At 71.2% G+C, this 20,232-nt stretch carries 19 protein-coding genes and 1 pseudogene; 11 read left to right on the forward strand and 9 right to left on the reverse strand.

Annotated features, from left to right (window positions below; all coding sequences use genetic code 11):
- Positions 1-198 precede the first annotated feature (198 nt).
- Positions 199-555, reverse strand: coding sequence for a winged helix-turn-helix transcriptional regulator (locus tag STRAU_RS37795; RefSeq protein WP_016645666.1), 357 nt, complete (start codon positions 553-555; stop codon positions 199-201).
- 62 nt (positions 556-617) lie between these two features.
- On the opposite strand from STRAU_RS37795, the gene STRAU_RS37800 reads away from it, so the two are divergent.
- Positions 618-1,751, forward strand: a complete 1,134-nt coding sequence (locus STRAU_RS37800) for a Gfo/Idh/MocA family protein (protein WP_016645667.1) — start codon at positions 618-620, stop codon at positions 1,749-1,751.
- Between the two features lie 9 nt (positions 1,752-1,760).
- Here the strand turns inward: STRAU_RS37800 and STRAU_RS37805 are convergent, their stop codons facing one another.
- Together STRAU_RS37805 and STRAU_RS37810 are read right to left on the reverse strand one after the other, a co-directional pair.
- Entirely contained in the window at positions 1,761-2,387 is a 627-nt protein-coding gene (locus STRAU_RS37805) for a DUF1349 domain-containing protein (protein ID WP_016645668.1), read from the reverse strand.
- Positions 2,388-2,391: 4 nt separating this feature from the next.
- A complete protein-coding gene (locus STRAU_RS37810; protein ID WP_078621748.1) occupies positions 2,392-3,930 on the reverse strand; it encodes an aldehyde dehydrogenase (NADP(+)) in 1,539 nt (512 codons plus the stop codon).
- Positions 3,931-4,149: 219 nt separating this feature from the next.
- Here STRAU_RS37810 and STRAU_RS37815 point away from each other — a divergent pair, with 219 nt between their 5' ends.
- The 7 genes from STRAU_RS37815 to STRAU_RS37845 all read left to right on the forward strand — a co-directional run bounded on the left by STRAU_RS37815 (position 4,150) and on the right by STRAU_RS37845 (position 10,679).
- Positions 4,150-4,923, forward strand: coding sequence for an IclR family transcriptional regulator (locus STRAU_RS37815; protein WP_016645670.1), 774 nt, complete (start codon positions 4,150-4,152; stop codon positions 4,921-4,923).
- A 121-nt stretch (positions 4,924-5,044) separates the two neighbouring features.
- Positions 5,045-6,244, forward strand: a complete 1,200-nt coding sequence (locus STRAU_RS37820; protein WP_016645671.1) for a polyprenyl synthetase family protein — start codon at positions 5,045-5,047, stop codon at positions 6,242-6,244.
- Positions 6,245-6,527: 283 nt separating this feature from the next.
- Positions 6,528-7,127 carry a GNAT family N-acetyltransferase gene (locus STRAU_RS37825; RefSeq protein WP_016645672.1) on the forward strand — a complete coding sequence of 200 codons (600 nt, stop codon included), beginning with the start codon at positions 6,528-6,530 and terminating at the stop codon, positions 7,125-7,127.
- A gap of 238 nt (positions 7,128-7,365) precedes the next feature.
- A complete protein-coding gene (locus STRAU_RS37830) occupies positions 7,366-7,962 on the forward strand; it encodes a dihydrofolate reductase family protein (RefSeq protein ID WP_016645673.1) in 597 nt (198 codons plus the stop codon).
- Between the two features lie 44 nt (positions 7,963-8,006).
- Entirely contained in the window at positions 8,007-8,411 is a 405-nt protein-coding gene (locus STRAU_RS37835; protein ID WP_052029450.1) for a hypothetical protein, read from the forward strand.
- Between the two features lie 108 nt (positions 8,412-8,519).
- Positions 8,520-9,482 (forward strand): hypothetical protein, encoded by a 963-nt coding sequence (locus STRAU_RS37840; RefSeq protein WP_016645675.1) that lies wholly within the window; start codon positions 8,520-8,522, stop codon positions 9,480-9,482.
- Positions 9,483-9,734: 252 nt separating this feature from the next.
- The gene (locus STRAU_RS37845; protein WP_037664592.1) at positions 9,735-10,679 is read left to right on the forward strand and encodes a sigma-70 family RNA polymerase sigma factor; all 945 of its coding nucleotides are present in this window, start codon (positions 9,735-9,737) and stop codon (positions 10,677-10,679) included.
- An 84-nt stretch (positions 10,680-10,763) separates the two neighbouring features.
- Here STRAU_RS37845 and STRAU_RS37850 read toward each other — a convergent pair.
- Together STRAU_RS37850 and sodN are read right to left on the reverse strand one after the other, a co-directional pair.
- A pseudogene (locus STRAU_RS37850) lies at positions 10,764-12,822 on the reverse strand (GTP-binding protein).
- A 265-nt stretch (positions 12,823-13,087) separates the two neighbouring features.
- On the reverse strand, positions 13,088-13,483 hold the full coding sequence (sodN, locus tag STRAU_RS37855) for a superoxide dismutase, Ni (RefSeq protein WP_016645679.1): 396 nt from the start codon (positions 13,481-13,483) through the stop codon (positions 13,088-13,090).
- Between the two features lie 167 nt (positions 13,484-13,650).
- Here sodN and sodX point away from each other — a divergent pair, with 167 nt between their 5' ends.
- Positions 13,651-14,112 (forward strand): nickel-type superoxide dismutase maturation protease, encoded by a 462-nt coding sequence (sodX, locus tag STRAU_RS37860; RefSeq protein ID WP_078621749.1) that lies wholly within the window; start codon positions 13,651-13,653, stop codon positions 14,110-14,112.
- Here the strand turns inward: sodX and STRAU_RS37865 are convergent.
- Positions 14,016-14,645, reverse strand: coding sequence for a CGNR zinc finger domain-containing protein (locus STRAU_RS37865; protein ID WP_016645680.1), 630 nt, complete (start codon positions 14,643-14,645; stop codon positions 14,016-14,018). The two genes, sodX and STRAU_RS37865, sit on opposite strands and share 97 nt — an antisense overlap.
- Before the next feature lie 117 nt (positions 14,646-14,762).
- Here STRAU_RS37865 and STRAU_RS37870 point away from each other — a divergent pair, with 117 nt between their 5' ends.
- Positions 14,763-15,536, forward strand: coding sequence for a class I SAM-dependent methyltransferase (locus STRAU_RS37870; RefSeq protein WP_016645681.1), 774 nt, complete (start codon positions 14,763-14,765; stop codon positions 15,534-15,536).
- Between the two features lie 115 nt (positions 15,537-15,651).
- Here STRAU_RS37870 and STRAU_RS37875 read toward each other — a convergent pair whose 3' ends face one another.
- Genes STRAU_RS37875 through STRAU_RS37885 form a run of 3 tightly spaced genes read right to left on the reverse strand, consistent with a single transcriptional unit; the run spans position 15,652 to position 18,318 of the window.
- Complete coding sequence (locus tag STRAU_RS37875) at positions 15,652-16,374, reverse strand: amino acid ABC transporter ATP-binding protein (protein WP_016645682.1); 723 nt, start codon at positions 16,372-16,374, stop codon at positions 15,652-15,654.
- Positions 16,374-17,318 carry an amino acid ABC transporter permease gene (locus STRAU_RS37880; protein ID WP_016645683.1) on the reverse strand — a complete coding sequence of 315 codons (945 nt, stop codon included), beginning with the start codon at positions 17,316-17,318 and terminating at the stop codon, positions 16,374-16,376. Before STRAU_RS37880 ends, STRAU_RS37875 begins: the two co-directional genes overlap by 1 nt.
- 37 nt (positions 17,319-17,355) lie before the next feature.
- On the reverse strand, positions 17,356-18,318 hold the full coding sequence (locus STRAU_RS37885; RefSeq protein WP_016645684.1) for an ABC transporter substrate-binding protein: 963 nt from the start codon (positions 18,316-18,318) through the stop codon (positions 17,356-17,358).
- A 564-nt stretch (positions 18,319-18,882) separates the two neighbouring features.
- Here STRAU_RS37885 and STRAU_RS37890 point away from each other — a divergent pair.
- Positions 18,883-20,124 (forward strand): NAD(P)-dependent malic enzyme, encoded by a 1,242-nt coding sequence (locus STRAU_RS37890; RefSeq protein ID WP_016645685.1) that lies wholly within the window; start codon positions 18,883-18,885, stop codon positions 20,122-20,124.
- Positions 20,125-20,232 lie beyond the last annotated feature (108 nt).

Raw genomic sequence — 20,232 nt, forward strand, 5'->3', positions numbered from 1 at the left:
GCCCGTTTCCAGTGGACCGTCAGCCTCGGGCCGGAGCATGGCCCTGTCGACCCTCACCTCACCCCCACCGGCCTTCCGGTGCCTGGAGAGGTCGTTCGGCGGCTTTCTGCCCGCTCCCGCTGTGGGCAGGCGTTCCGCAGGGCGGAACGGGGAACGGGTGGGCACAGCCCAGGCCGACGGTGCCGGTACGGGCAACGGTCACCCCGGTTCCAACCCGAAGTGCCGCGTGTTCGCGCGGATCCACGTGCGCAAGTGGGACAAGGGAGCGAGCGCGCCCCTGCCCAGGGGCGTCAGCTCGTACTCCACTCGGGGTGGGACCTCCGCGAAGACCGTGCGGTGCACCAGGCCGTAGTCCTCCAGGCGCCGCAGCGTCTGGGTGAGGACCTTGGGGCTCACCCCTTCCAGCTTCGAGCGGAGCTCGCCGAAACGTCGCGGGCCGTCCTCGAGCGCGGTGATCGCGAGCCCCGCCCACTTGTTGGCGAGCAGTTCGAAGATCTCCCGGCCGGGGCACAGCAGCCCGTAGATGTCGTGCGTAAAGCGGCTCTGAGCTGTCATGGTTTCCAGAATATAGTTGGCGCCCTTGCAGGTGATCGGCCCCCGGGCCTTACGGTCCGGGCATGATCCAAAAAGCCCCGGCCCCCGCCTCCGCCCCCGTCCGCACCGGCATCGTCGGCCTCTCCGCCCGCTCCGGCTGGGCCCCGCACTCCCACCTCCCGGCCCTCACCCGCCTGCCCGGCTACGACCTGCGCGCCCTGGCCGCCTCCACCCCGGAGTCGGCCAGGGCGGCGGGCGAGAAGTACGGCATCCCGCACGCCTACGGCAGCGCCGCGGAGCTGGCCGCCGACCCGGACGTGGACCTGGTCGTCGTCAGCGTCCGCGTCCCGCTGCACCGCGAGGTGATCCTCGCCGCCCTCGGCGCCGGCAAGCACGTCCTGTCGGAGTGGCCGCTCGGCAACGGCCTCGCCGAGGCCGAGGAGCTGGCGGCCGCCGCGGCGCGCGCCGGGGTGCGTACCTTCGCCGGGCTGCAGGCCCGCTCCGCGCCCGCCGTGCGGCACGTACGCGACCTCGTCGCCGACGGGTTCGTGGGGGAGGTTCTGTCGACGAGTCTGATCGCGTCGGGGCGCCGCTGGGGGCCCACCTTCGAGCCGGGCGGCGGCTATCTGCTGGACAAGGACAACGGCGGCACGATGCTCACCATTCCGTTCGGGCACACCGTGGACGCCCTGGCCATGGTGCTCGGCGAGTTCACGGAGGTGTCGGCCACGACGGCGACGCGGCGCCCGCTCGTGCGGGAAGAAGGCAGTGGGCGTGCCGCCTCGATGACCGTGGAGGATCAGATCGCGGTCAGCGGGCGGCTCGCCTCCGGCGCCGTGGCCTCCGCGCACTTCCGGGGCGGCCTCTCGCGCGGCACCGACTTCCACTGGGAGATCAACGGCACGGACGGCGACCTCGTCGTCACCGGCGACCACGGGCACCTCCAGCAGGCCCGCCTCCGGGTGCGCGGCGCCCGCGGCGGCACGGACGCCGCGCTCGCCGAACTCCCCGTCCCCGAGCGGTACTTCGACGTGCCCGAGCTGGACGGCCTGCGCGGCGAGGCGGCGTACAACGTCGGGGTCCAGTACGCCCACGTCCTGCGCGACCTCCACGAGGGCACCGGCACCGTCCCGGACTTCGCGCACGCCGCGCGGCGGCAGCGGCTGCTCGACGCCATTGAGCGTGCCGCCGCGACGGGCACCCGCGTGACCCTCTAGGCAGTTCGGTCAGGAGCCGTCCCTCAGTCCCTTCGGCCAGTTCGGGCGGAATTCGATCCGCTCGAACGTCACCACGCACCCCTCCCCCTGCGGCGACTGCGCGAGGAAGCCGACGAGCGCGGCGGCGGCCGCCCCCTCGTCGCCGAGCTGGAAGATCCGGACGAACGTCCACTCCTCGCCGTCCGTCGAGGCGTGGAAGGCGAACGCCGTGCCCGTGCGGCTGATCCGCAGCCAGGCGCTGGAGCCGTCCACGACGAAGGCGTTGGCGTCGTCCGAGCGGCCCCGGGTGACCACCGTGCAGATCGTGGGACGGTTCGGGGAGCGCTCGAAGCAGAGCTTGGCCCACTCGCGCTCGCCCACGTGCAGATAGAGCACGCCCGCGTCGAAGGCGGCGGCGAAGCCGACCGTGACGCGGGCGATCAGCTGGAAGTCGCCCTCGGGCGCGCCGAGCAGCCGGGGCGCGTCGGACGCAGGGTCCAGGGCCTCGCCCGTGGGCGGCACGAAGCGGTCCTGGCGGGGACCGGCCCAGCCGGTGAGGACACCCTCCTCGTACGACCAGTTCCCCTCGGGGCCGTACGGCCGCAGCGGGAAGGGCAGTTCGGGCAGGGTCAGGCTTCCGGTCTCCTTGGCGTTCATGCCGTCAGTGTTCCAGGCGGCCGTCGTAACGGCGCGGCAGGCCCAGGGGATTGGCGTCGTGGAGTTCGGGCGGCAGGAGTGCCTCGGGGGTGTTCTGGTAGACGACCGGGCGCAGCCAGCGTTCGATGGCGGTGCCGCCCACGGACGTGGAGGTGCTCGTCGTCGCGGGGTAGGGGCCGCCGTGCTGCTGGGCGGGGGCGACGGCCACGCCGGTGGGCCAGCCGTTGACGAGGACGCGGCCCGCGAGCGGGGTCAGCTCGGCGAGGAGCTGTGCGCCCCGCCCGTCCCCCGCGGTCCCGGCGGCCTCGTCCTCGGACAGGTGCACGGTCGCCGTCAGGTTGCCGGGGAGGCGGGAGAGCACCGCGGTGATCTCGGAGTCGTCCGTGTACCGGGCGACGACGGTGACCGGCCCGAAGCACTCCTCCAGGAGCAGGTCGTGGGCGCCTTCGTCGGCGAGGTGCCCGGCCGGGACGGTGAGGAATCCGGCGGTGACCGCGTGCTCGTCGGCGGCGCCCGGTGTCACCGGGGCGTTCACGTCGGGCAGTTCGGCGCGCTCGGCGACCCCGGCGACGAAGTTGTCGCGCATGCGGTGGTCGAGGAGCACCCCGGCCCCGGTGGCGCCGACGGCCTCCGTCAGGGACTTCAGGAGGCGGTCGCCGCCCGCGCCGGCGGGGGCGAGGACGAGGCCCGGCTTCACGCAGAACTGGCCGACGCCGAGGGTCATCGAGCCCGCGAGGCCGGTGCCGATCTGCTCGCCGCGCTCGGCGGCGGCGGCCTCGGTGACGACCACCGGGTTCAGGGAGCCGAGTTCGCCGTGGAAGGGGATCGGTACGGGGCGCGCGGCCGCCGCGTCGAACAGGGCGCGTCCGCCGCGTACCGAACCGGTGAAGCCCGCCGCCGTTACCAGCGGGTGCCGGACCAGCTTCACGCCCGCCTCGAAGCCGTGGACCAGGCCGACGACGTCCTCGGGGACGCCGTGCCGGGCGGCGGCCGCGCGCAGCACGGCGGCGACGCGCTCGGACGTCGCGGGGTGGTCGGGGTGCGCCTTGACGACGACGGGGCAGCCCGCGGCGAGGGCGCTCGCGGTGTCGCCGCCGGGCACGGAGAAGGCGAAGGGGAAGTTGGAGGCGGCGTAGACCGCGACGACGCCGAGCGGGACCTTGTAGCGGCGCAGGTCCGGGACGGGCGGTGTGGCGGCGCTGTCGGGGTGGTCGATGACGACGCCCAGGAACGCGCCCTCCTCGACGATGCCCGCGAACGTCCGCAACTGGTAGCAGGTGCGGGCGAGTTCGCCGGTGAGGCGGGCGGCGCCGAGGGCCGTCTCCGCGTCCGCCTCGGCGACGAGGTCGTCCTTGGCGCCGTCCAGGAGTTCGGCGGCGCTCCGCAGGAACGCGGCGCGGACCGCGCGGTCGGCGAGCGCGCCGCGCACGGCGTGCGCGGCCGTGACGGCGCGGTCCACGTCGGCCGCGGTGGCTTCCGTCGCGACCTGCTCGCGCTGCTTCCCGTTTCGGGGGTCGACACTCCAGACTGGTGCTGCTGCCACCGCGGGTTCCTCCAGGGTTGACGCGACTCGGTGCGCGCGGCTGCGCGCACGCGGCACGGGTGCCGCGACCCGGCCGCCGCGCGTCGGATTGCTGTGACTTCGCTGTCACTCGTTGCTGCCACTCACCAGGCGCGTTCGATATGCTGAACGCCGTCTCCGTTGGTGAATCGGCGGAGACAGTGGAGACTATTTCTCTTCGGACGTGAGGGGTCAAGGGCGATGTCGGCTGGGGAGACGGGCGGGGGCGCGCAGGTCAAGTCGGCGGTGCGCACGGTGGAGTTGCTGGAGTTCTTCGCGGGCCGGCCCGGCATGCACGCGCTGGCCGACGTCCAGGAGGCCGTCGGGTACCCCAAGTCGAGCCTCTACATGCTCCTTCGCACCCTCGTCGAGCTCGGCTGGATCGAGACGGACGCGACCGGCACGCGGTACGGCATCGGGGTGCGGGCGCTGCTCGTCGGCACGTCGTACATCGACGGCGACGAAGTGGTGGCGGCGGCCCGCCCCACGCTCGACCGGCTCGCGGACGACACCACGGAGACCATCCACCTGGCCCGCCTCGACGGCACGAACGTGGTGTACCTCGCGACCCGCCAGTCCCAGCACTACCTGCGCCCCTTCACGCGCGTGGGCCGTCGCCTGCCCGCCCACTCCACGTCGCTCGGCAAGGCGCTGCTCGCCACCCACACCGACGAGCAGGTGCGCAAGATGCTGCCGGAGACGCTGCAGTCGCTGACCGAGAACACGATCACCGACCGCGAGAAGCTCATCGAGGAGCTGCGCACGGTGCGGGAGCAGGGCTTCGCCGTGGACCGCGAGGAGAACACCCTCGGCCTGCGCTGCTTCGGCGTGGCCATCCCCTACCGCACGCCCGCGCGGGACGCCATCAGCTGCTCGGTGCCGGTGGCCCGGCTCACGCCCGCCCACGAGCAGCTGGTCAAGGACGCGCTGTTCGACGCGCGGGACCGGCTGACGCTGGCGACGCGGCGGCTCTGACGGCTCTGACGGCTCTGACGGCTCGGCTCCTCCCCGGCCCGGGGCGGCCTCCCCCGCGCGGCGGAGGCGGTTCACCGGCAGGCAGGAGGTGGGCGGGGCCGCGCCGCGCGAGCGTGGAGGCATGACTCAGGCAGCAGACCTCCCCGCCCCCGCCGCCCGCACCTCCCCCACCGAGCCCCTCAGCGGGGCGCGCCGGCTGCTGCGCGCCGCCGCCGTCGCCTCCTGCGTCCCGTACCTCTCCCTCAAGGTCGCCTGGATCGCCGGAAGCCACGTCGGCATCCCCGAAGGCAGCTCCCTGCTGGAGCACCGCGGCCTGATGGCCGCGGCCAACAGCCTCACCGTCCTCATGGACGGCGCCGTCATCGTCCTGGCCCTGCTGCTGACCCGGCCCTGGGGGCGCCGCGTACCGGCCTGGCTGCTCGGCCTGCCCATGTGGGCCGCCACCGGGCTGCTCCTGCCGATCATGGCCGGGTTCCCGGCGCAGCTCGCGGTGCGGGCCCTCGGCGGGGACCCGCTGAGCGCGGTCAGGGCGGCGGCGGCCGTGGAGCTGACGCACAACTTCACGCTGCTGCACGACGACGTCATGGACCGTGACGCGACACGCAGGCACCGGCCCACCGCCTGGACCGTGTTCGGCGACGCCGACGCGATCCTCGCCGGTGACACGCTGCAGGCCCTGGCGCAGCGGCTGCTCGCCGAGGACCCCCACCCGGGGGCCCCGGCGGCGGCAGCCCGCCTGGCCACCTGCGTCATCGAGCTCTGCGCGGGGCAGCACGCGGACTGCGCCCTGGAGAGCCGGGCGCCGGACGAGGTCTCGCTGGCCGAGTGCCTCGCCATGGCCGAGGCCAAGACGGGCGCGCTGCTCGGGTGCGCCTGCGCGATCGGGGCGGTGTACGCGGGGGCGGGGGCCGACACGGCGGAGGCGCTGGACGGGTTCGGCCGGCAGGCCGGGCTCGCCTTCCAGCTCATCGACGACGTGATCGGCATCTGGGGGGATCCCGCGCGGACGGGCAAGCCCGCGCGCGCGGACCTCGCCGCCCGCAAGAAGTCCCTGCCGGTGGTCGCCGCGCTGGCCTCCGGCACGCCCGAGGGGGTGGAACTGGCCGGGCTGTACGGGCGGGCGACGGCCGAGGGGGCCCAGGGAGACCTGGAGCGGATGGCCCGGGTCGTGGAGCGGGCCGGAGGCCGGGACTGGGCGCAGCTCCACGCCGCGGACCGGATGTCCCGGGCGCTCGGGGAGCTCGCCCGCGCGGTGCCCGACCCGGAGCGGGCCGGGGGCCTGCTGGCGCTCGCGGAGTTCGTCACGCGGAGGCCGTATTGACCAGGGGAGGAGGTGGCGGACGGAGGGGTTCTGTTCCGGGTGAACGGAGGGGGTTCTGTTCCTGGTGAGGGACGGGACCGGGGCCGAGGCCCGTGATCCGGGGGGGTGGACGGGTTGGGGAGAGCCCGTGGACCGGAGGGCGGACGGCGTCGCCGACTGGCGCCCCGCACCACCGGGAAACCGGTGGTGCGGGGCCCGTCGTCGTGCGCGAAATGATCACTTAGGCTGCAAGCGGCAGGGCCCGGGCGGGAGTTGGGGGCCGACGAGGCGGAGGGGAGAAGCCGTGGGTGTGGCGATCCGGAGAGCCGGCGAGGGCGATCGGGCGGACGTGGTGGGGCTGCTCGACGAGGCGTTCATGCGGGACCCGGTGAGCAGTTGGCTGTTCCCGGACGAGGAGCGGCGCCGGAGCAGGCACAGCGCGCTGATGGACGTCTTCCTGGACCTCGCCTTCGCCGAGGGGCACGTGGACATCGCCGAGGACGGCTCGGCCGTCGCCCTGTGGTGGTCCGTGCCCGCGGGGCCCGCGCACGAGGATGCCGCCGACGGGCCCGCGCAGCTGCGCCGGGCCGTCGACCCGGACAACGAACGGGTCGAGGTGATCGGCCGGCTGACGTCCGAGATCCACCCGACCGACCGGCCGCACCAGTACTTGCACATGATCGCCGTGAAGCCGGAGCGGCAGGGGGAGGGCGTCGGCACGGAGCTCGTCGGCTCGGTGCTCGAGCGCTGCGACCGCGACGGACTGCACGCGTACCTGGAGGCGAGCAACGAGCGCAGCCGGGAGCTGTATCTGCGGCTCGGCTTCGTCGACATGGGCAACGCCTTCGACCTGCCGGACGGGCCGCGGATGTGGCCGATGTGGCGGGAGCCGCAGGGCTCCTGACGTGGAGCATGAGAGACGTGAAGCATGAGATCGGCCTCGGACCGGATGAACCGGCACCCGGGGCCGATTTTTTGGTCGAGCGGGGCGTGTCTGCCGGATCGGTTCGAGAAAAGTCCGGCAAGGGGTTGAAACCACTGCGGGTGCAGCACTATAAATGCAGTACTTCGAGAGCGGGGTGGCCGGAACGCGGTCGCCCGGACCCTCGATCCCCATCTGCCTTCTGCGAAAGAGACCCAGCTTGCGCAAGCTCACCTACTTCGTCGCCGTGTCGATCGACGGGTTCATCGGTGACCCCAGCGGCGACGCCACCTCCTTCATGTCGTACGTGAACGAGGAGTTCCTGGAGTTCCTCAAGACCGAGTACCCGGAGACCGTCTCCGTCGCCGGGCGCCGCGCCCTCGGCTTCGACGACGTACCGAACGAGAAGTTCGACACCGTCATCCAGGGCATGGGCAGCTACCGGCTCGGCCTGGACGAGAACATGCCGAGTCCGTACGGGCACCTGCGGGAGTACGTCGCCTCGCGCAGCCTCGGCACGTCCCCCGACCCGAACGTCGAGATCGTCGCCGACGATCTGATCGGCAAGATCCGTGAGCTCAAGGCCGAGGAGAGTGACCTCGGCATCTGGCTCTGCGGCGGCGCGCAGCTCGCCGGGCAGCTCTTCGACGAGGTCGACGAGCTCGTTCTCAAGACCTATCCGCTGCTTCTCGGCTCGGGCATGCCCATGTTCGCGGGCGTGGAGTCGGCGGTCAGCGCGTTCGAGCCGACCTCCTCCCGGACCTTCGGCAACGGAATCGTCGTCCGTACGTACGCCCGCAAGCGCGACAAGGAGTGACCGCTGGACTGTCCGACCTCCGGGAATCGCCATACCCTGGAGCTATGGGCAGCGACGGACGCCGGTCCGGCCCCCGTCCGCAGAGCGAACCAGTGTGCGAGCGCTGCGGGCGGCCAGTCGGCACGGCCATCAAACGGCGCAAGGTGCTCGGGGCGTACGTCCCGGTGTGGGGGCCCGCGCCTTGCCGCAATCCGGAGTGCGACGCGTGCGCGGTCGACGAGCCGGACGAGAAGTCGCGGCTGGGCCGCGGCCACAAGAGCAAGTACAAGCGCGGACACCTGGCGAGGCGCGACCCGAAGCCCGGGCCCACGGTCGCTCCCGAGGACCCCAAGGTCGTCCCCGGCGACCTCAAGGGTGCCCCCGGGACCGGGCCCAGGATCGACCTGACCTCCGGAGCCGAGGTGGAGGACCCGAAGGCGGTGTCGAAGCCCGGGGACAACGGCACGTGAGCCGCCCCGGCGCGGAGTGACGGCACATGTCGGCGGGCGCGGGGTGACGGGCACCTGTCGGCGGGCGCGGGCGGCCGACTGTCAGTGGGCGCGGCTAGGCTCGCGTGCATGGAGCTGAAGTGGGGGAAGCGGGGCGTGCGTTGGGCTGCCGCGGCGGTGGCCGTCGTGGCGCTCGCTGGCTGCGCGGCAGAGAAGGGCGACTCCGGGCGGAGCGGGGGCGCGGCGCACGGCTCGGGCGTGCCCGAGGTCGACGAAGACAAGGACCTGCCTGAACTCCCCCTGGACCGGTATGAGTTCAGTGCGCGTGACTACGAGCGCGAGCAGCAGGCGGCCGACCGCCTCGCCCAGCGGTGCATGAAGTCCCACGGCTTCCCCGACTTCCCGCGGCAGTGGCGCGAGCACGACGTCGGGATGTCCAACCGCCTGTCGGCGGTGCTCATCTCCACGACTCTGTACGGCTCGCTCGACCTCGACGAAGCCCGCCACCTCGGCTACGGCCTGGACCAGGGCGCGTTGAAGAAGTACGAGAAGAAGCACGAGCGCAAGGGCCGCCTGGTCACCCCGGACGAGTACAAGGCCCTGCGCGGCGAGGACGCCGGTCGCGACGTGCCCGAGGGAGGCTGCGCGCAGGCCGGGACGGAGCGGGTGCGGGCGGACGTCAAGGACGAGGCCCGACTCACGCGGTACATAGCAGGCCGCCGCGCGGCGCTCGACAAAGCCGTCGCCAAGGACCCGCGGATGCGGCGCTCCCTGGACGAGTGGGCCGACTGCGTCGTCGACAAGGGCTTCAAGCGGTACGCGAGTCCGGAAGCTGCCTTCCGCGACAAGGCGTGGGGGCGGGGCAACGAGGGCGACACCAAGCACACGCGGCGCGAGCGGGACACCGCCGTCGCCGATGTCGAGTGCAAACGCGAACACAACACCGCCGGAGTGTGGTGGTCCGTCGCGGCCGAGCACCAGCGCCGCGACATAGCCCGCCACCGGTCCGCGTACGAGGCGGTCCGCGCCGACCTGGAACGGGTGCGGGCGACTGTGCGGGGTGTGCTCGAGGGCGGTGCGCGAACCGGCTGACCGCATGTTCCGGATCGGCAGCACCGGGCACCATGCCCCAGCCCGTGTCCCCGGCCGAGCACCGGTCCGGAGCCGCTTCCCAGAAGCGTGCGTTCACGACGTTGCCCTCCATGTCGCGTCGATCACATCGATATCCACGGCGCAGGCGCGGCGCGTCATGATCTGCTGGGCGGCACCAGCCGTGCCGGCCCGCGGCGCACCGCCGTCGCGGGTACGTCACTGCTATGACGGATCGCGACGAAGGAATGTGACGTGGACGGAAGAGAACTTCTGGCGGAGCGGTTCGAGGAGCACAGGCCCCGCCTGAAGGCCGTCGCCTACCGCATGCTCGGCTCCCTGAGCGAGGCCGAGGACGCCGTCCAGGAGACCTGGCTGAAGCTCAGCCGCGCCGACAGCGAGGGCGTGGAGAACCTGGGCGGCTGGCTCACGACCGTCGTGGGCCGCGTCTGCCTCGACCTGCTGCGGGCGCGCAAGCAGCGCGGCGAGCAGCCCCTGGACGTCCAGGGCGCCGACCCGAACGTGCCCGGAACCCACGTGCCCGACCCGCAGATCAGCCCGCTGCCGGGCGGCAGGGAAGCCGCCGACCCCGAACAAGAAGCCCTGCTCACGGACTCGGTGGGCCTCGCGCTCCTCGTCGTCCTCGACACCCTGAGCCCCGCCGAACGCCTCGCGTTCGTGCTGCACGACATGTTCGCCGTGCCGTTCGAGGACATCGCGCCCATTGTCGAGCGGGCCCCGGCCGCGACCCGGCAGCTCGCCAGCCGCGCCCGCCGCCGGGTGCGCGACTCGGCCGCCGAGCCGGAGCCGGACCGCAGGCGCCACCGCGAGGTCGTCAAGGCGTTCCTCGCGGCGGCCCGCGGCGGCGACTTCGACGCGCTGCTCGAACTGCTCGACCCCGAGGTGGTGCTGCGGGCCGACGGCGGCGAGATCGCCGGGCTGTCCCGGCTGGTGCGCGGCGCGACGGCCGTGGTCGCCGGAGCGCGCTCGTTCGCCACGCTGGCCGGCTCCACGCATCTGGCCATGGTCAACGGGCGGGTGGGCCAGATCGCCGTTCACAACGGAATGCCGTTCTCCGTCGGCGAGTTCACCGTCCGGGACGGCCGGATCGTCGAGATCAACATCCTGGCCGACCGGGAGCGCCTTGCCGCGCTGTTGGACGAGCACACACTCGCGGAGCTGACCGCCGACGCCGACTGACTGGGGGGAGCCGGTCAGGCTCGCCCCGACTGAGCCGCCGGCGTCGGTAGCCCCACCGCGACCGAACCGCCGGCGCCGACCACCTCACCCCACCCGTGTCCGCCGCGTGACCCGCTGCACGTACTCCTTCCGGTCGAGCGGATTGTGGTCCGTGCGCGGGCGCGCCGGTGGCGTCCCGGTCACCGGCGCGTAGTGGTCGAAGGCGGACTCCAACTCGCCCTCGCCGCGCGTGAGTCCGGGCAGCGCCTGCTCCAGGTCGTGCACGCGCGCGGCCGGGATCACGCCCTCGACGACGTACGCGGAACCGTGCGGCACGGGCGTGTGCGGTACGGCGCGCAGCCGCCCGAGCGCGGGCAGCAGCGTGCCGAACACGTCGGCGGGCACGGTGAGCCGGAACCGGTGCATCGGCTCGTGCACCCGCGTGCCCGCGCGTGCCCGCCCGCCGCAGCGCGTCCATCAGGACGAGCGGTGTGAGGTGCCGGAAGTCCCCGGCGGTGCTCGACATGCTCTTGTCGAAGACGGCGTGCGCGTGGCTCTGCCGCGGCCAGTACCCGGAGTGCGTCATCGTGACGAGGCAGTCGGGCACCTCCCACCCGTGGGGCCCCTGTGACAGCGTCTCCTTGACCGTCTCCTCGACGGCCTTGAAGAACGCGTACGGCATCGAACCGAGCTCCACACCGAGCCGGAACTCCACCCCGGCCCCGACCGGCGCGGGCTCCACGCGCAGTCCCACCGTGGCGAGGAACGGATTGGGGTCGGTGTCGATGATCTCCACTTGCGCGCCGGTCCCGACGACCCGCTCCACGCAGATCGTCGTGGTCTCGCGGAATTCCACGCCGACGCCGAACTCGTCCGCGAGCGTGGCCTCGATGACCTCCTTCTGGACCTCGCCGTACAGGGACACGGAGATCTCCTGCCGGAGCGTGTCCTGGCGCAGGTCGATCAGCGGGTCCTGCTCCGCGAGCTGGGTCAGCGCGGCGTGCAGGGCGGCCCGGTCGGCGGCGCGCCGGGGCACGACGACGGTTTCGAGGGTCGGCGGCGCGAAGTGGTGCGCCACCGCGTGCCGTTCGGGTACGTCGCGCGCGTCGCCGAGCACGTCCCCGATGCGTACGCCGGTGAGTCCCCACAGCTTCGCGATCTGCCCGGCGGCGACGGCGTCGCGCCGCACCGCCGCGCCCCGCTCGAAGACGCTGACGGCGGTGACCTTGCCGTCCTCCGCGTGCCCGGCGAGCGGCACCCGGTCGCGTACCCGCACGGTGCCGGAGAACATCCGCGCGTACGCCACCTTCTCGCCCGCGGGGCCGCGCTCGACCTTGAAGACGGTGCCCGCGACGGGCCCGTCCGCGGCACCGGCCGCCGCGGGCAGCAGCTCCTTGACGGCGCCGGTCAGCGCGTCCAGGCCGGTGCCGGTCATCGCGGAGCCGAAGAACACCGGGTGGACCCGTGCCAGCCGGGTCTGCTCCGTCAGCGCGTCGCGCAGGCCGCCCGAGGTCAGGGCGGCGGCGTCCTCCTCGACGTACGCGGACAGCAGCGCGTCGTCGTGCTCGGCGAGCAGCTCGGTCAGGCGGGCGGTGAAGCGGGGGTCGTCGGCGGCGTACGGCACGTAGCGCGCCGCGCGGGTGCCGGGGTCGCTCACCGTGCCCATGGGGGCGACGGCGGGCGTCAGCCGCCCGGCCAGCTCGGCGAGCACGCGCTCGGGGTCCGCGCCCCGGCGGTCCACCTTGTTGACGAACACGAGCGTGGGGATGGCGAGCCTGCGCAGCGTACGCATCAGGACGCGGGTCTGCGCCTGGACGCCCTCGACGGCGGACACGACGAGCACGGCGCCGTCGAGCACGCTCAGGACCCGCTCCACCTCGGCGATGAAATCCGGGTGGCCGGGGGTGTCGATGAGGTTGACGGTGACGTCGTCGATCGCGAAGGACACGACCGCGGACTTGATGGTGATGCCGCGCTGCCGCTCGAGCGCGAGGGAGTCGGTCTGGGTGCTGCCGTCGTCGACGCTGCCGATCTCGTCGATGACACCGGCGGCGTGCAGCAGCCGCTCGGTCAGGCTGGTCTTGCCGGCGTCGATGTGCGCCAGAATGCCCAGGTTAAGGGTGTGTTGGTCCTTCGGGTCGTGCTGATGCGGGTGCGCTTGCACTAGGCGTCATGTCCTCGTATCGGGGGGCGATTCCTTCCTGGTGGGACATGGACGTCTGCCGCATCTGGGGGCTCCTGGTTCCGTCGGCCGGTGCGCTGGTGACGCGGTAACTGCAACAGGGGAGCGGGGGCGGCGGCAACCGAATTTTGCGTCCGGCACCGTGGCACGGACACAAAAGACGACCGCACCCGGCCCCTCGGGCCCACCGGATGCGGCGGACTCGGGGACCGGGTGCGGTCAGGTGGGCGCGAGGCCCGGGCCTGGATCAGGCCTTCTTGGTCTCCCAGAAGATGCGGTCGATCTCGGCGATCAGGTCGAGCGCCTTCTGACCGGTCTTCGGGTCCGTCGAACCCTTCGCGGCCGAGAGGGCCTTGAGGGTGTCGTTGACCAGGGTGTGCAGCTCCGGGTACTTCTCGAAGTGCGGGGGCTTGAAGTAGTCGCTCCAGAGCACCGAGACGTGGTGCTTGGCGAGCTCGGCGCGCTGCTCCTTGATGACGGTGGCGCGGGCCTGGTAGTGCGCGTCGTCGTTCGCGGCCATCTTCTCCTGGACGGCCTTGACCGACTCCGCCTCGATGCGGGCCTGGGCCGGGTCGTACACGCCGCAGGGCAGGTCGCAGTGCGCGCTGGCCTTCACCTTGGGGGCAAACAGGCGGGAGAGCATTGAGCTGTCCTTCCTCGTGATCGTCTTCTCAGGTGGGACATTACTCCGTGAGAGACGTGATTTCGCGAGTGCCCCCATGGGCTTAGGACAAAAGTCCAGGGTCACACTGAAGACGGTGGAGGATGGGACCGGGACGCCGGTGGAGGATTGGTCCGGGAGGTTGTCTGATGCCGGAGACGACGGCAGACGGGCGGGAGACACGCGTGCCGTTCCAGTTGATCGAGGTCGACGGGCCGTCCATGGTGCCGACGCTGAATCCGGGGGACTGGATGCTGGTGCGGCACGGCGCCCGGGTGCGTCCGGGTGACGTGGTGATCCTGCGTCACCCGCTGCAGCAGGACCTGCTGGTGGTCAAGCGCGCCGTCGAACGGCGCGAGGGCGGCTGGTGGGTGCTGGGCGACAACCCGTACAACGCGGGGGGCGACAGCACGGTGTACGGAGTCGTCCCGGAGGAGCTGGTCCTGGCGCGGGTGCGCGCGCGGTTCCGGCCGCTGGGCAGGTTCCGCCAGGAGCGTGAGGCGCAGGGGCGGCGTCAGCTCTCGCTCGCCGCGCTGGTCTCCTGGACCTTCTTGGCCGTGCGCCCGGTGCTCGCCGACCGCTCGCTCTCCAGGCGCTTGCGCGCGCGGTAGGCCGCGACGTTCGCGCGGGTCGCGCAGCGGTCCGAGCAGTAGCGCCGGGAGCGGTTGGTGGAGGTGTCCAGGTAGGCGTTGCGGCACGGCGCCGCCTCGCACAGGCCGAGCCGGTCCACGCCGAACTCGGTGAGGTGGAAGGCGAGGCCCATCGCGGCGATCGCCGCGTACCCCGCGGTGGCGTTCGACGGGTGGTCCGCCAGGTGCATGTGCCACAGGGGGCGGCCGTCGTCGTCCCGATAGTCGTGGCCGGAGATCTGGGGGCTCACCGGGAACTCCAGGAGCAGGGAGTTCAGCAGGTCCACGGCCAGGGTCTCGTCGCCGCCGTCGGCCGCCTCGAAGACCGCCCGCAGCCGCCCCCGCACCGAGCGGAAGCGCGTCACGTCCGAGTCCGTGGCGCGCCGTGCGGCCTGCTGGTTCGCACCGAACAGCTCGCGGACCGCGTCGACGGAGGTCAGCGAGTCCTTGTTGCGAGCCGGCTCCTCGGTGTTGACCAGGCGTACGGCATAGTCCGAGTAATAGGCCAGTTCCACTTGTAGTCCTTACGGGGGCGGGCTATCTTCGTCTGCGTGCGAGGTAACAGTCGCTTTTCCTTCGCGGGTGTTACTCGGCGAGATTAGTCGAGCGTAGTACGGGACGGAGGTCTTCCGGTGACGGAAACGACTAGCGGTACGGGGTTCGGAACCGACTGGCGTGCCTGGCAGGAGAGTTGGGACCGGCAGCAGGAGTGGTACCTGCCGGACCGCGAGGAGCGGTTCCGCGTCATGCTCGACATGGTCGAGGCCCTGGTCGGCCCCGAGCCGCGCGTCCTGGACCTCGCGTGCGGTACGGGAAGTATTACGGACAGACTCCTCAAAAGGTTCCCGAAGGCCGTCAGCACGGGCGTCGACCTCGACCCGGCGCTGCTCGCCATCGCCGAGGGCACCTTCGCCGGGGACGACCGCGTCACCTTCGTGACCGCGGACCTGAAGGACCCTGACTGGACCTCCCAGCTGCCCCACGACTCGTACGACGCCGTCCTCACCGCCACCGCCCTGCACTGGCTGTTCAGCGAGCCCCTCGCCGCGCTCTATGGCCAGCTCGCCGGGATCGTGTCCGACGGTGGTGTCTTCATGAACGCCGACCACATGCCGGATCCGGCCACCCCGCGCATCAACGCCGCCGACCGCGAGCAGCGGCACGCCCGCCAGGAGGCCGCCAGGAAGTCCGGCGCCCTGGACTGGGCCGAGTGGTGGGCGCTCGCCGCCAATGACCCGGTACTCGCCGAGCCCACGGCCAAGCGGTTCGAGATCTATGGAGAGCACGCCGACGGCGACACCCCGCCCCCGGAGTGGCACGTCCGCACTCTGCGCGAGGCGGGCTTCGCCGAGGCCCGCACGGTGTGGGCGTCCCCGTCGGACGCCCTGGTCCTAGGGCTGAAGTAGGGATTTCGGTTCGCCTACGTAGAGGGGCGGTACGGATCACCGATCCGTACCGCCCCTCTACGTAGGCATCGATTTACTTGCCCTGTGGCTTACAGGACCTACGGACCTGCAGGACCTACAGGACCTTCGACAGGAACGACTTCGTCCGCTCGTGCGACGGGTTCGTCAGTACGTCACGCGGGTGGCCGGATTCGACCACCACACCGCCGTCCATGAACACCAGGCTGTCGCCGACCTCGCGCGCGAAGCCCATCTCGTGCGTGACGACGATCATCGTCATGCCGGACTCGGCGAGGTCACGCATGACGTCGAGCACGTCGCCGACCAGCTCCGGGTCGAGCGCGGACGTCGGCTCGTCGAACAGCATCAGCTTCGGGTCCATCGCGAGCGCGCGGGCGATCGCCACGCGCTGCTGCTCGGCGAGGCCCACCCGCTCCAGGAGCTGGCCCGCGCGCTCCCGCGCCTCCGCCTTGGCCTGGCCCTTGACCTGGATCGGCGCCTCCATGACGTTCTCCAGGGCCGTCATGTGCGGGAAGAGGTTGAAGCGCTGGAAGACCATGCCGATGTCCCGGCGCTTCATGGCGACTTCGCTGTCCTTCAGCTCGTACAGCTTGTCGCCCTTCTGCCGGTAGCCCACCAGCTCCCCGTCGACGTACAACCGTCCGGCGTTGACCTTCTCCAGGTGGTTGATGCAGCGCAGGAACGTCGACTTGCCGGAGCCGGACGGGCCGATGAGGCAGAACACCTCGCCGGACGCGACCTCCAGGTCGATGCCCTTCAGTACCTCGACGTGCCCGAACGACTTGTGGACGCCCTCGGCCTTCACCATGGCGGTCATCAGCGCACTCCCGAACGGTTGCTCAGCGACAACATATTGGCCTTGATCTTCTGCCAGGGCGTGTCCGGCAGCGCGCGCGAGGAGCCGCGCGCGTAGTAGCGCTCCAGGTAGAACTGACCGATGCTGAGGACCGAGGTCATGATCAGGTACCAGGTGGCGGCCAGGAGCAGCGTCTCCACCGTCGCGCCGGACGAGTTGCCGATGTCCTGGGCGTACTTCAGGAGCTCGTAGTACTGCACCGCCGCGACCAGCGACGTCGTCTTGAGCATGTTGATGACTTCGTTGCCCGTCGGCGGCACGATCACGCGCATCGCCTGCGGGATGACGACGCGGCGCAGCGTCTTGTTGTGGCTCATGCCGAGCGCCTGCGACGCCTCCGTCTGGCCCTCGTCGACCGAGAGCAGGCCCGCGCGGCAGATCTCCGCCATGTACGCGGCCTCGTTCAGGCCGAGACCCAGGAGCGCCGTCAGGAACGGCGTCATGAAGTCCGACCACTCGTCCTTGTAGATAGGACCGAGGTTGATGTACTCGAAGACGAAGCCGAGGTTGAACCAGATGAAGAGCTGGACCAGGACCGGCGTACCGCGGAAGAACCAGATGTAGAACCACGCGATCGACGAGGTCACCGGGTTCTTCGACAGGCGCATCACCGACAGCGTGATGCCGCCGACCACGCCGATGAGCATCGACAGGAACGTCAGGATGAGCGTCTCGCGGACGCCCTTCATGATGCGGTCGTCGAAGAAGTTGTCCGGGATCGCGTTCCAGTTGATGTCGCCATTGGCGAACGCGAGGACGATCGCGACGAGCACGCCGATGGCGAGGACGGCCGCGACGTACCGGCCGTAGTGGCGCACCGGGATCGCTCTGATCGCCTCGGGGGCGGAGCGCGGGGGCTCATCCTTGGGCGCGGAGCCGCCCGACTTGCTGATGTCCGTTGTCACGGGTGTGGCCTTTCAGCGACGAGATGACGAGACGCGGTCACTTGCCGCCGTTGATCTTGGCTTCCTTGACTGCGCCGGCGTCGACGCCCCACTCCTTGATGATCTTCTCGTACTGGCCGTTCGCGATGATCGCGTCCAGCGCCATCTTGATCGCGTCACGGAGCTTCGGGTTGTTCTTGGAGACCGCGATGCCGTACGGAGCGGCCTCGACCTGGTCGCCCACAAGCTGGAAGTCCTTGCCGCCGCCCGAGGTCTTCACCGCGTACGCGGCGACCGGGAAGTCCGAGGAGCCCGCGTCCGCACCGCCGGAGCGCAGCCGGGTCTGGGCCTGCTGGTCGTTGTCGAAGGACTCGATCGCGATCTTCTTGCCGCCCTTGCACTTCTTCGACTCGGCCTTGGCCATGTCGTGCGAGACGGTGCCGCGCTGCACCACGATCTTCTTGCCGCAGAGGTCGGCCCAGGTCTTGATGCCCTGGTCGTCGCCCTTCTTGGTGTAGATCGAGACGCCCGCGGTGAAGTAGTCGACGAAGTCGACGCCGGTGCCGACCTTCTTGCCGGTCTCCTCGTCGATGCCCTCCTGACGGTTCTTGGTGTCCGTCATGGCCGACATGGCGATGTCATAGCGCTTGGAGCGCAGACCGCCGAGGAGGGTGTCGAAGGTGCCGTTGTCGAATTCGAACCGGACGCCGAGCTGCTTGCCGAGCGCGTCGGCGATGTCCGGGTCGATGCCGACCGTCTTGCCGTCCTTGTCCTTGAACTCGACCGGCGGGTAGGCGATGTCCGAGCCGACCTTGATGACGCCCTTGTTGCGGACGTTCGCGGGCAGCTCGTCGGAGAGCGGGGCGCTGACGACCTTGTCGCCGCCGCCTTCCTTCTTGTCCGTCTGGTCGCCGCAGCCGGTGAGCAGCAGCGTGCCGGCGACCGCGATCGCGCCGACAGCGACGATCCGGGACTTCGCGGACTTCGCGGCGGTCGTGCGACAAATGGTGCCTGCGGTCATAGGGGTCCTCCGGCGGATGGGGGAGTAGCCATGCGGTCGTGCACACACCTTCGGGTGTCGCGACCTCGTGTGATGAGGCATCTTGCCATTCGGACGGCCCGATTCTGGGGGATGGAGATGTCAAAATCGGATAACGGGCGATCCGCAAAACCCAACAGGGCGGTGCGTGCCGGTCATTGGCGCACCGGGGCGAACATTCTCCAACCGTTCGATAACCACCCAATCTCGCTATGCGGACCGGCGGGATGGAGTTTTCCCGATAATACGGACATTTTGCCCTGGAGGTCTACTAGATACTTGCTGTTCACATCGTTCTGACACAGATATGGCTCGTCGGCGGTCGGAGGCATCCGGTAGAAAAGACGGTTACACCCCTCATCCGGGGCCCAGGGCACGTGTGCGGCGTGCCCGCGCGTTCGTACGTACCTCCCGTACCGCTTCGCCGACAGGCGGAGAGCCAACGGCCGACAGGCCCGCGGCTTCAGCACGGACGCGGTGCCCGCCCCACTTCTGCACCAGGAAGTGGTTCACCCTCAACCTTGAAGACTTAAGGGGTCAGACACAGTGGCAGCGGAGATCGTCAATCCTCGCAGCGACAGCAGCGGCAGCCGTGGTACGAGCGGCAGCACAGCCGGTCACGAAGGCACGGAGGAGCCCTTCGATCCGGCTTTCGCGCTGCATCGCGGCGGCAAGATGGCCGTCCAGGCGACCGTTCCGGTGCGCGACAAGGACGACCTGTCCCTGGCGTACACGCCCGGCGTCGCGAAGGTGTGCAGCGCCATCGCCGAGCAGCCCGAGCTCGTCCACGACTACACGTGGAAGTCGAACGTCGTCGCCGTCGTCACCGACGGCACCGCCGTGCTCGGCCTCGGTGACATCGGCCCGGAGGCATCGCTCCCCGTCATGGAGGGCAAGGCCATCCTGTTCAAGCAGTTCGGCGGGGTCGACGCGGTGCCCATCGCGCTCGCCACGACCGATGTCGACGAGATCATCGACACCGTGGTGCGGCTCGCGCCGTCGTTCGGTGGCGTGAACCTCGAGGACATCTCCGCGCCGCGCTGCTTCGAGATCGAGCGGCGGCTCCAGGAGCGGCTCGACATCCCGGTCTTCCACGACGACCAGCACGGCACGGCCGTGGTGACGCTGGCCGCCCTGCGCAACGCCGCGCGGCTGACCGGGCGCACCCTCGGTGACCTGCGGGCCGTCATCTCCGGCGCGGGCGCGGCGGGCGTGGCCATCGCGAAGTTCCTGCTCGAGGCGGGGCTCGGCGATGTCGCGGTCGCGGACCGCAAGGGCGTGGTGTCCCGGGACCGGGACGACCTCACCCCGGTCAAGCGGGAGCTCGCCGAGCTCACCAACAAGGCCGGGCTCAGCGGCTCGCTCGAATCCGCCCTGGACGGCGCGGACGTCTTCATCGGCGTCTCCGGCGGTACGGTGCCCGAGCCCGCGGTCGCGTCGATGGCGCCGAACTCGTTCGTGTTCGCCATGGCCAACCCGAACCCCGAGGTGCACCCCGACATCGCCCACAAGTACGCCTCCGTGGTGGCGACCGGGCGCTCGGACTACCCGAACCAGATCAACAACGTGCTCGCGTTCCCCGGGATCTTCGCCGGGGCGCTGCAGGTGCGGGCCTCTCGAATCACCGAGGGCATGAAGATCGCCGCGGCCGACGCGTTGGCCGATGTCGTCGGGGACGAGCTGTCCGCCGATTACGTCATTCCGTCGCCGTTCGACGAGCGGGTCGCTCCGGCCGTCACGGCGGCTGTGGCGGCGGCGGCGCGGGCGGAAGGCGTGGCGCGCCGCTAGCTGTGTGGCCCCGCCGCGTTGGGCGGCGGGGCCTTGGGTCTCCCACCCGCCCGCCCGCTTCTGGTTGTCCGTTGTGTGGCCGTCTCCGGCGGGGGTGCATCGCCGTTG

The sequence above is a fragment of the Streptomyces aurantiacus JA 4570 genome, assembly GCF_000414115.1.
Classification (GTDB): Bacteria; Actinomycetota; Actinomycetes; order Streptomycetales; family Streptomycetaceae; genus Streptomyces; species Streptomyces aurantiacus_A.

What these genes read in the sequence shown, in the direction of transcription:
- STRAU_RS37795 (WP_016645666.1), bottom strand. Translation starts at nt 555, where the DNA reads ATGACAGCTCAGAGCCGCTTTACGCACGACATCTACGGGCTGCTGTGC.
- STRAU_RS37800 (WP_016645667.1), top strand. Translation starts at nt 618, where the DNA reads ATGATCCAAAAAGCCCCGGCCCCCGCCTCCGCCCCCGTCCGCACCGGC.
- STRAU_RS37805 (WP_016645668.1), bottom strand. Translation starts at nt 2,387, where the DNA reads ATGAACGCCAAGGAGACCGGAAGCCTGACCCTGCCCGAACTGCCCTTC.
- STRAU_RS37815 (WP_016645670.1), top strand. Translation starts at nt 4,150, where the DNA reads ATGTCGGCTGGGGAGACGGGCGGGGGCGCGCAGGTCAAGTCGGCGGTG.
- STRAU_RS37820 (WP_016645671.1), top strand. Translation starts at nt 5,045, where the DNA reads ATGACTCAGGCAGCAGACCTCCCCGCCCCCGCCGCCCGCACCTCCCCC.
- STRAU_RS37835 (WP_052029450.1), top strand. Translation starts at nt 8,007, where the DNA reads ATGGGCAGCGACGGACGCCGGTCCGGCCCCCGTCCGCAGAGCGAACCA.
- STRAU_RS37840 (WP_016645675.1), top strand. Translation starts at nt 8,520, where the DNA reads ATGGAGCTGAAGTGGGGGAAGCGGGGCGTGCGTTGGGCTGCCGCGGCG.
- sodN (WP_016645679.1), bottom strand. Translation starts at nt 13,483, where the DNA reads ATGCTCTCCCGCCTGTTTGCCCCCAAGGTGAAGGCCAGCGCGCACTGC.
- sodX (WP_078621749.1), top strand. Translation starts at nt 13,651, where the DNA reads ATGCCGGAGACGACGGCAGACGGGCGGGAGACACGCGTGCCGTTCCAG.
- STRAU_RS37875 (WP_016645682.1), bottom strand. Translation starts at nt 16,374, where the DNA reads ATGACCGCCATGGTGAAGGCCGAGGGCGTCCACAAGTCGTTCGGGCAC.
- STRAU_RS37885 (WP_016645684.1), bottom strand. Translation starts at nt 18,318, where the DNA reads ATGACCGCAGGCACCATTTGTCGCACGACCGCCGCGAAGTCCGCGAAG.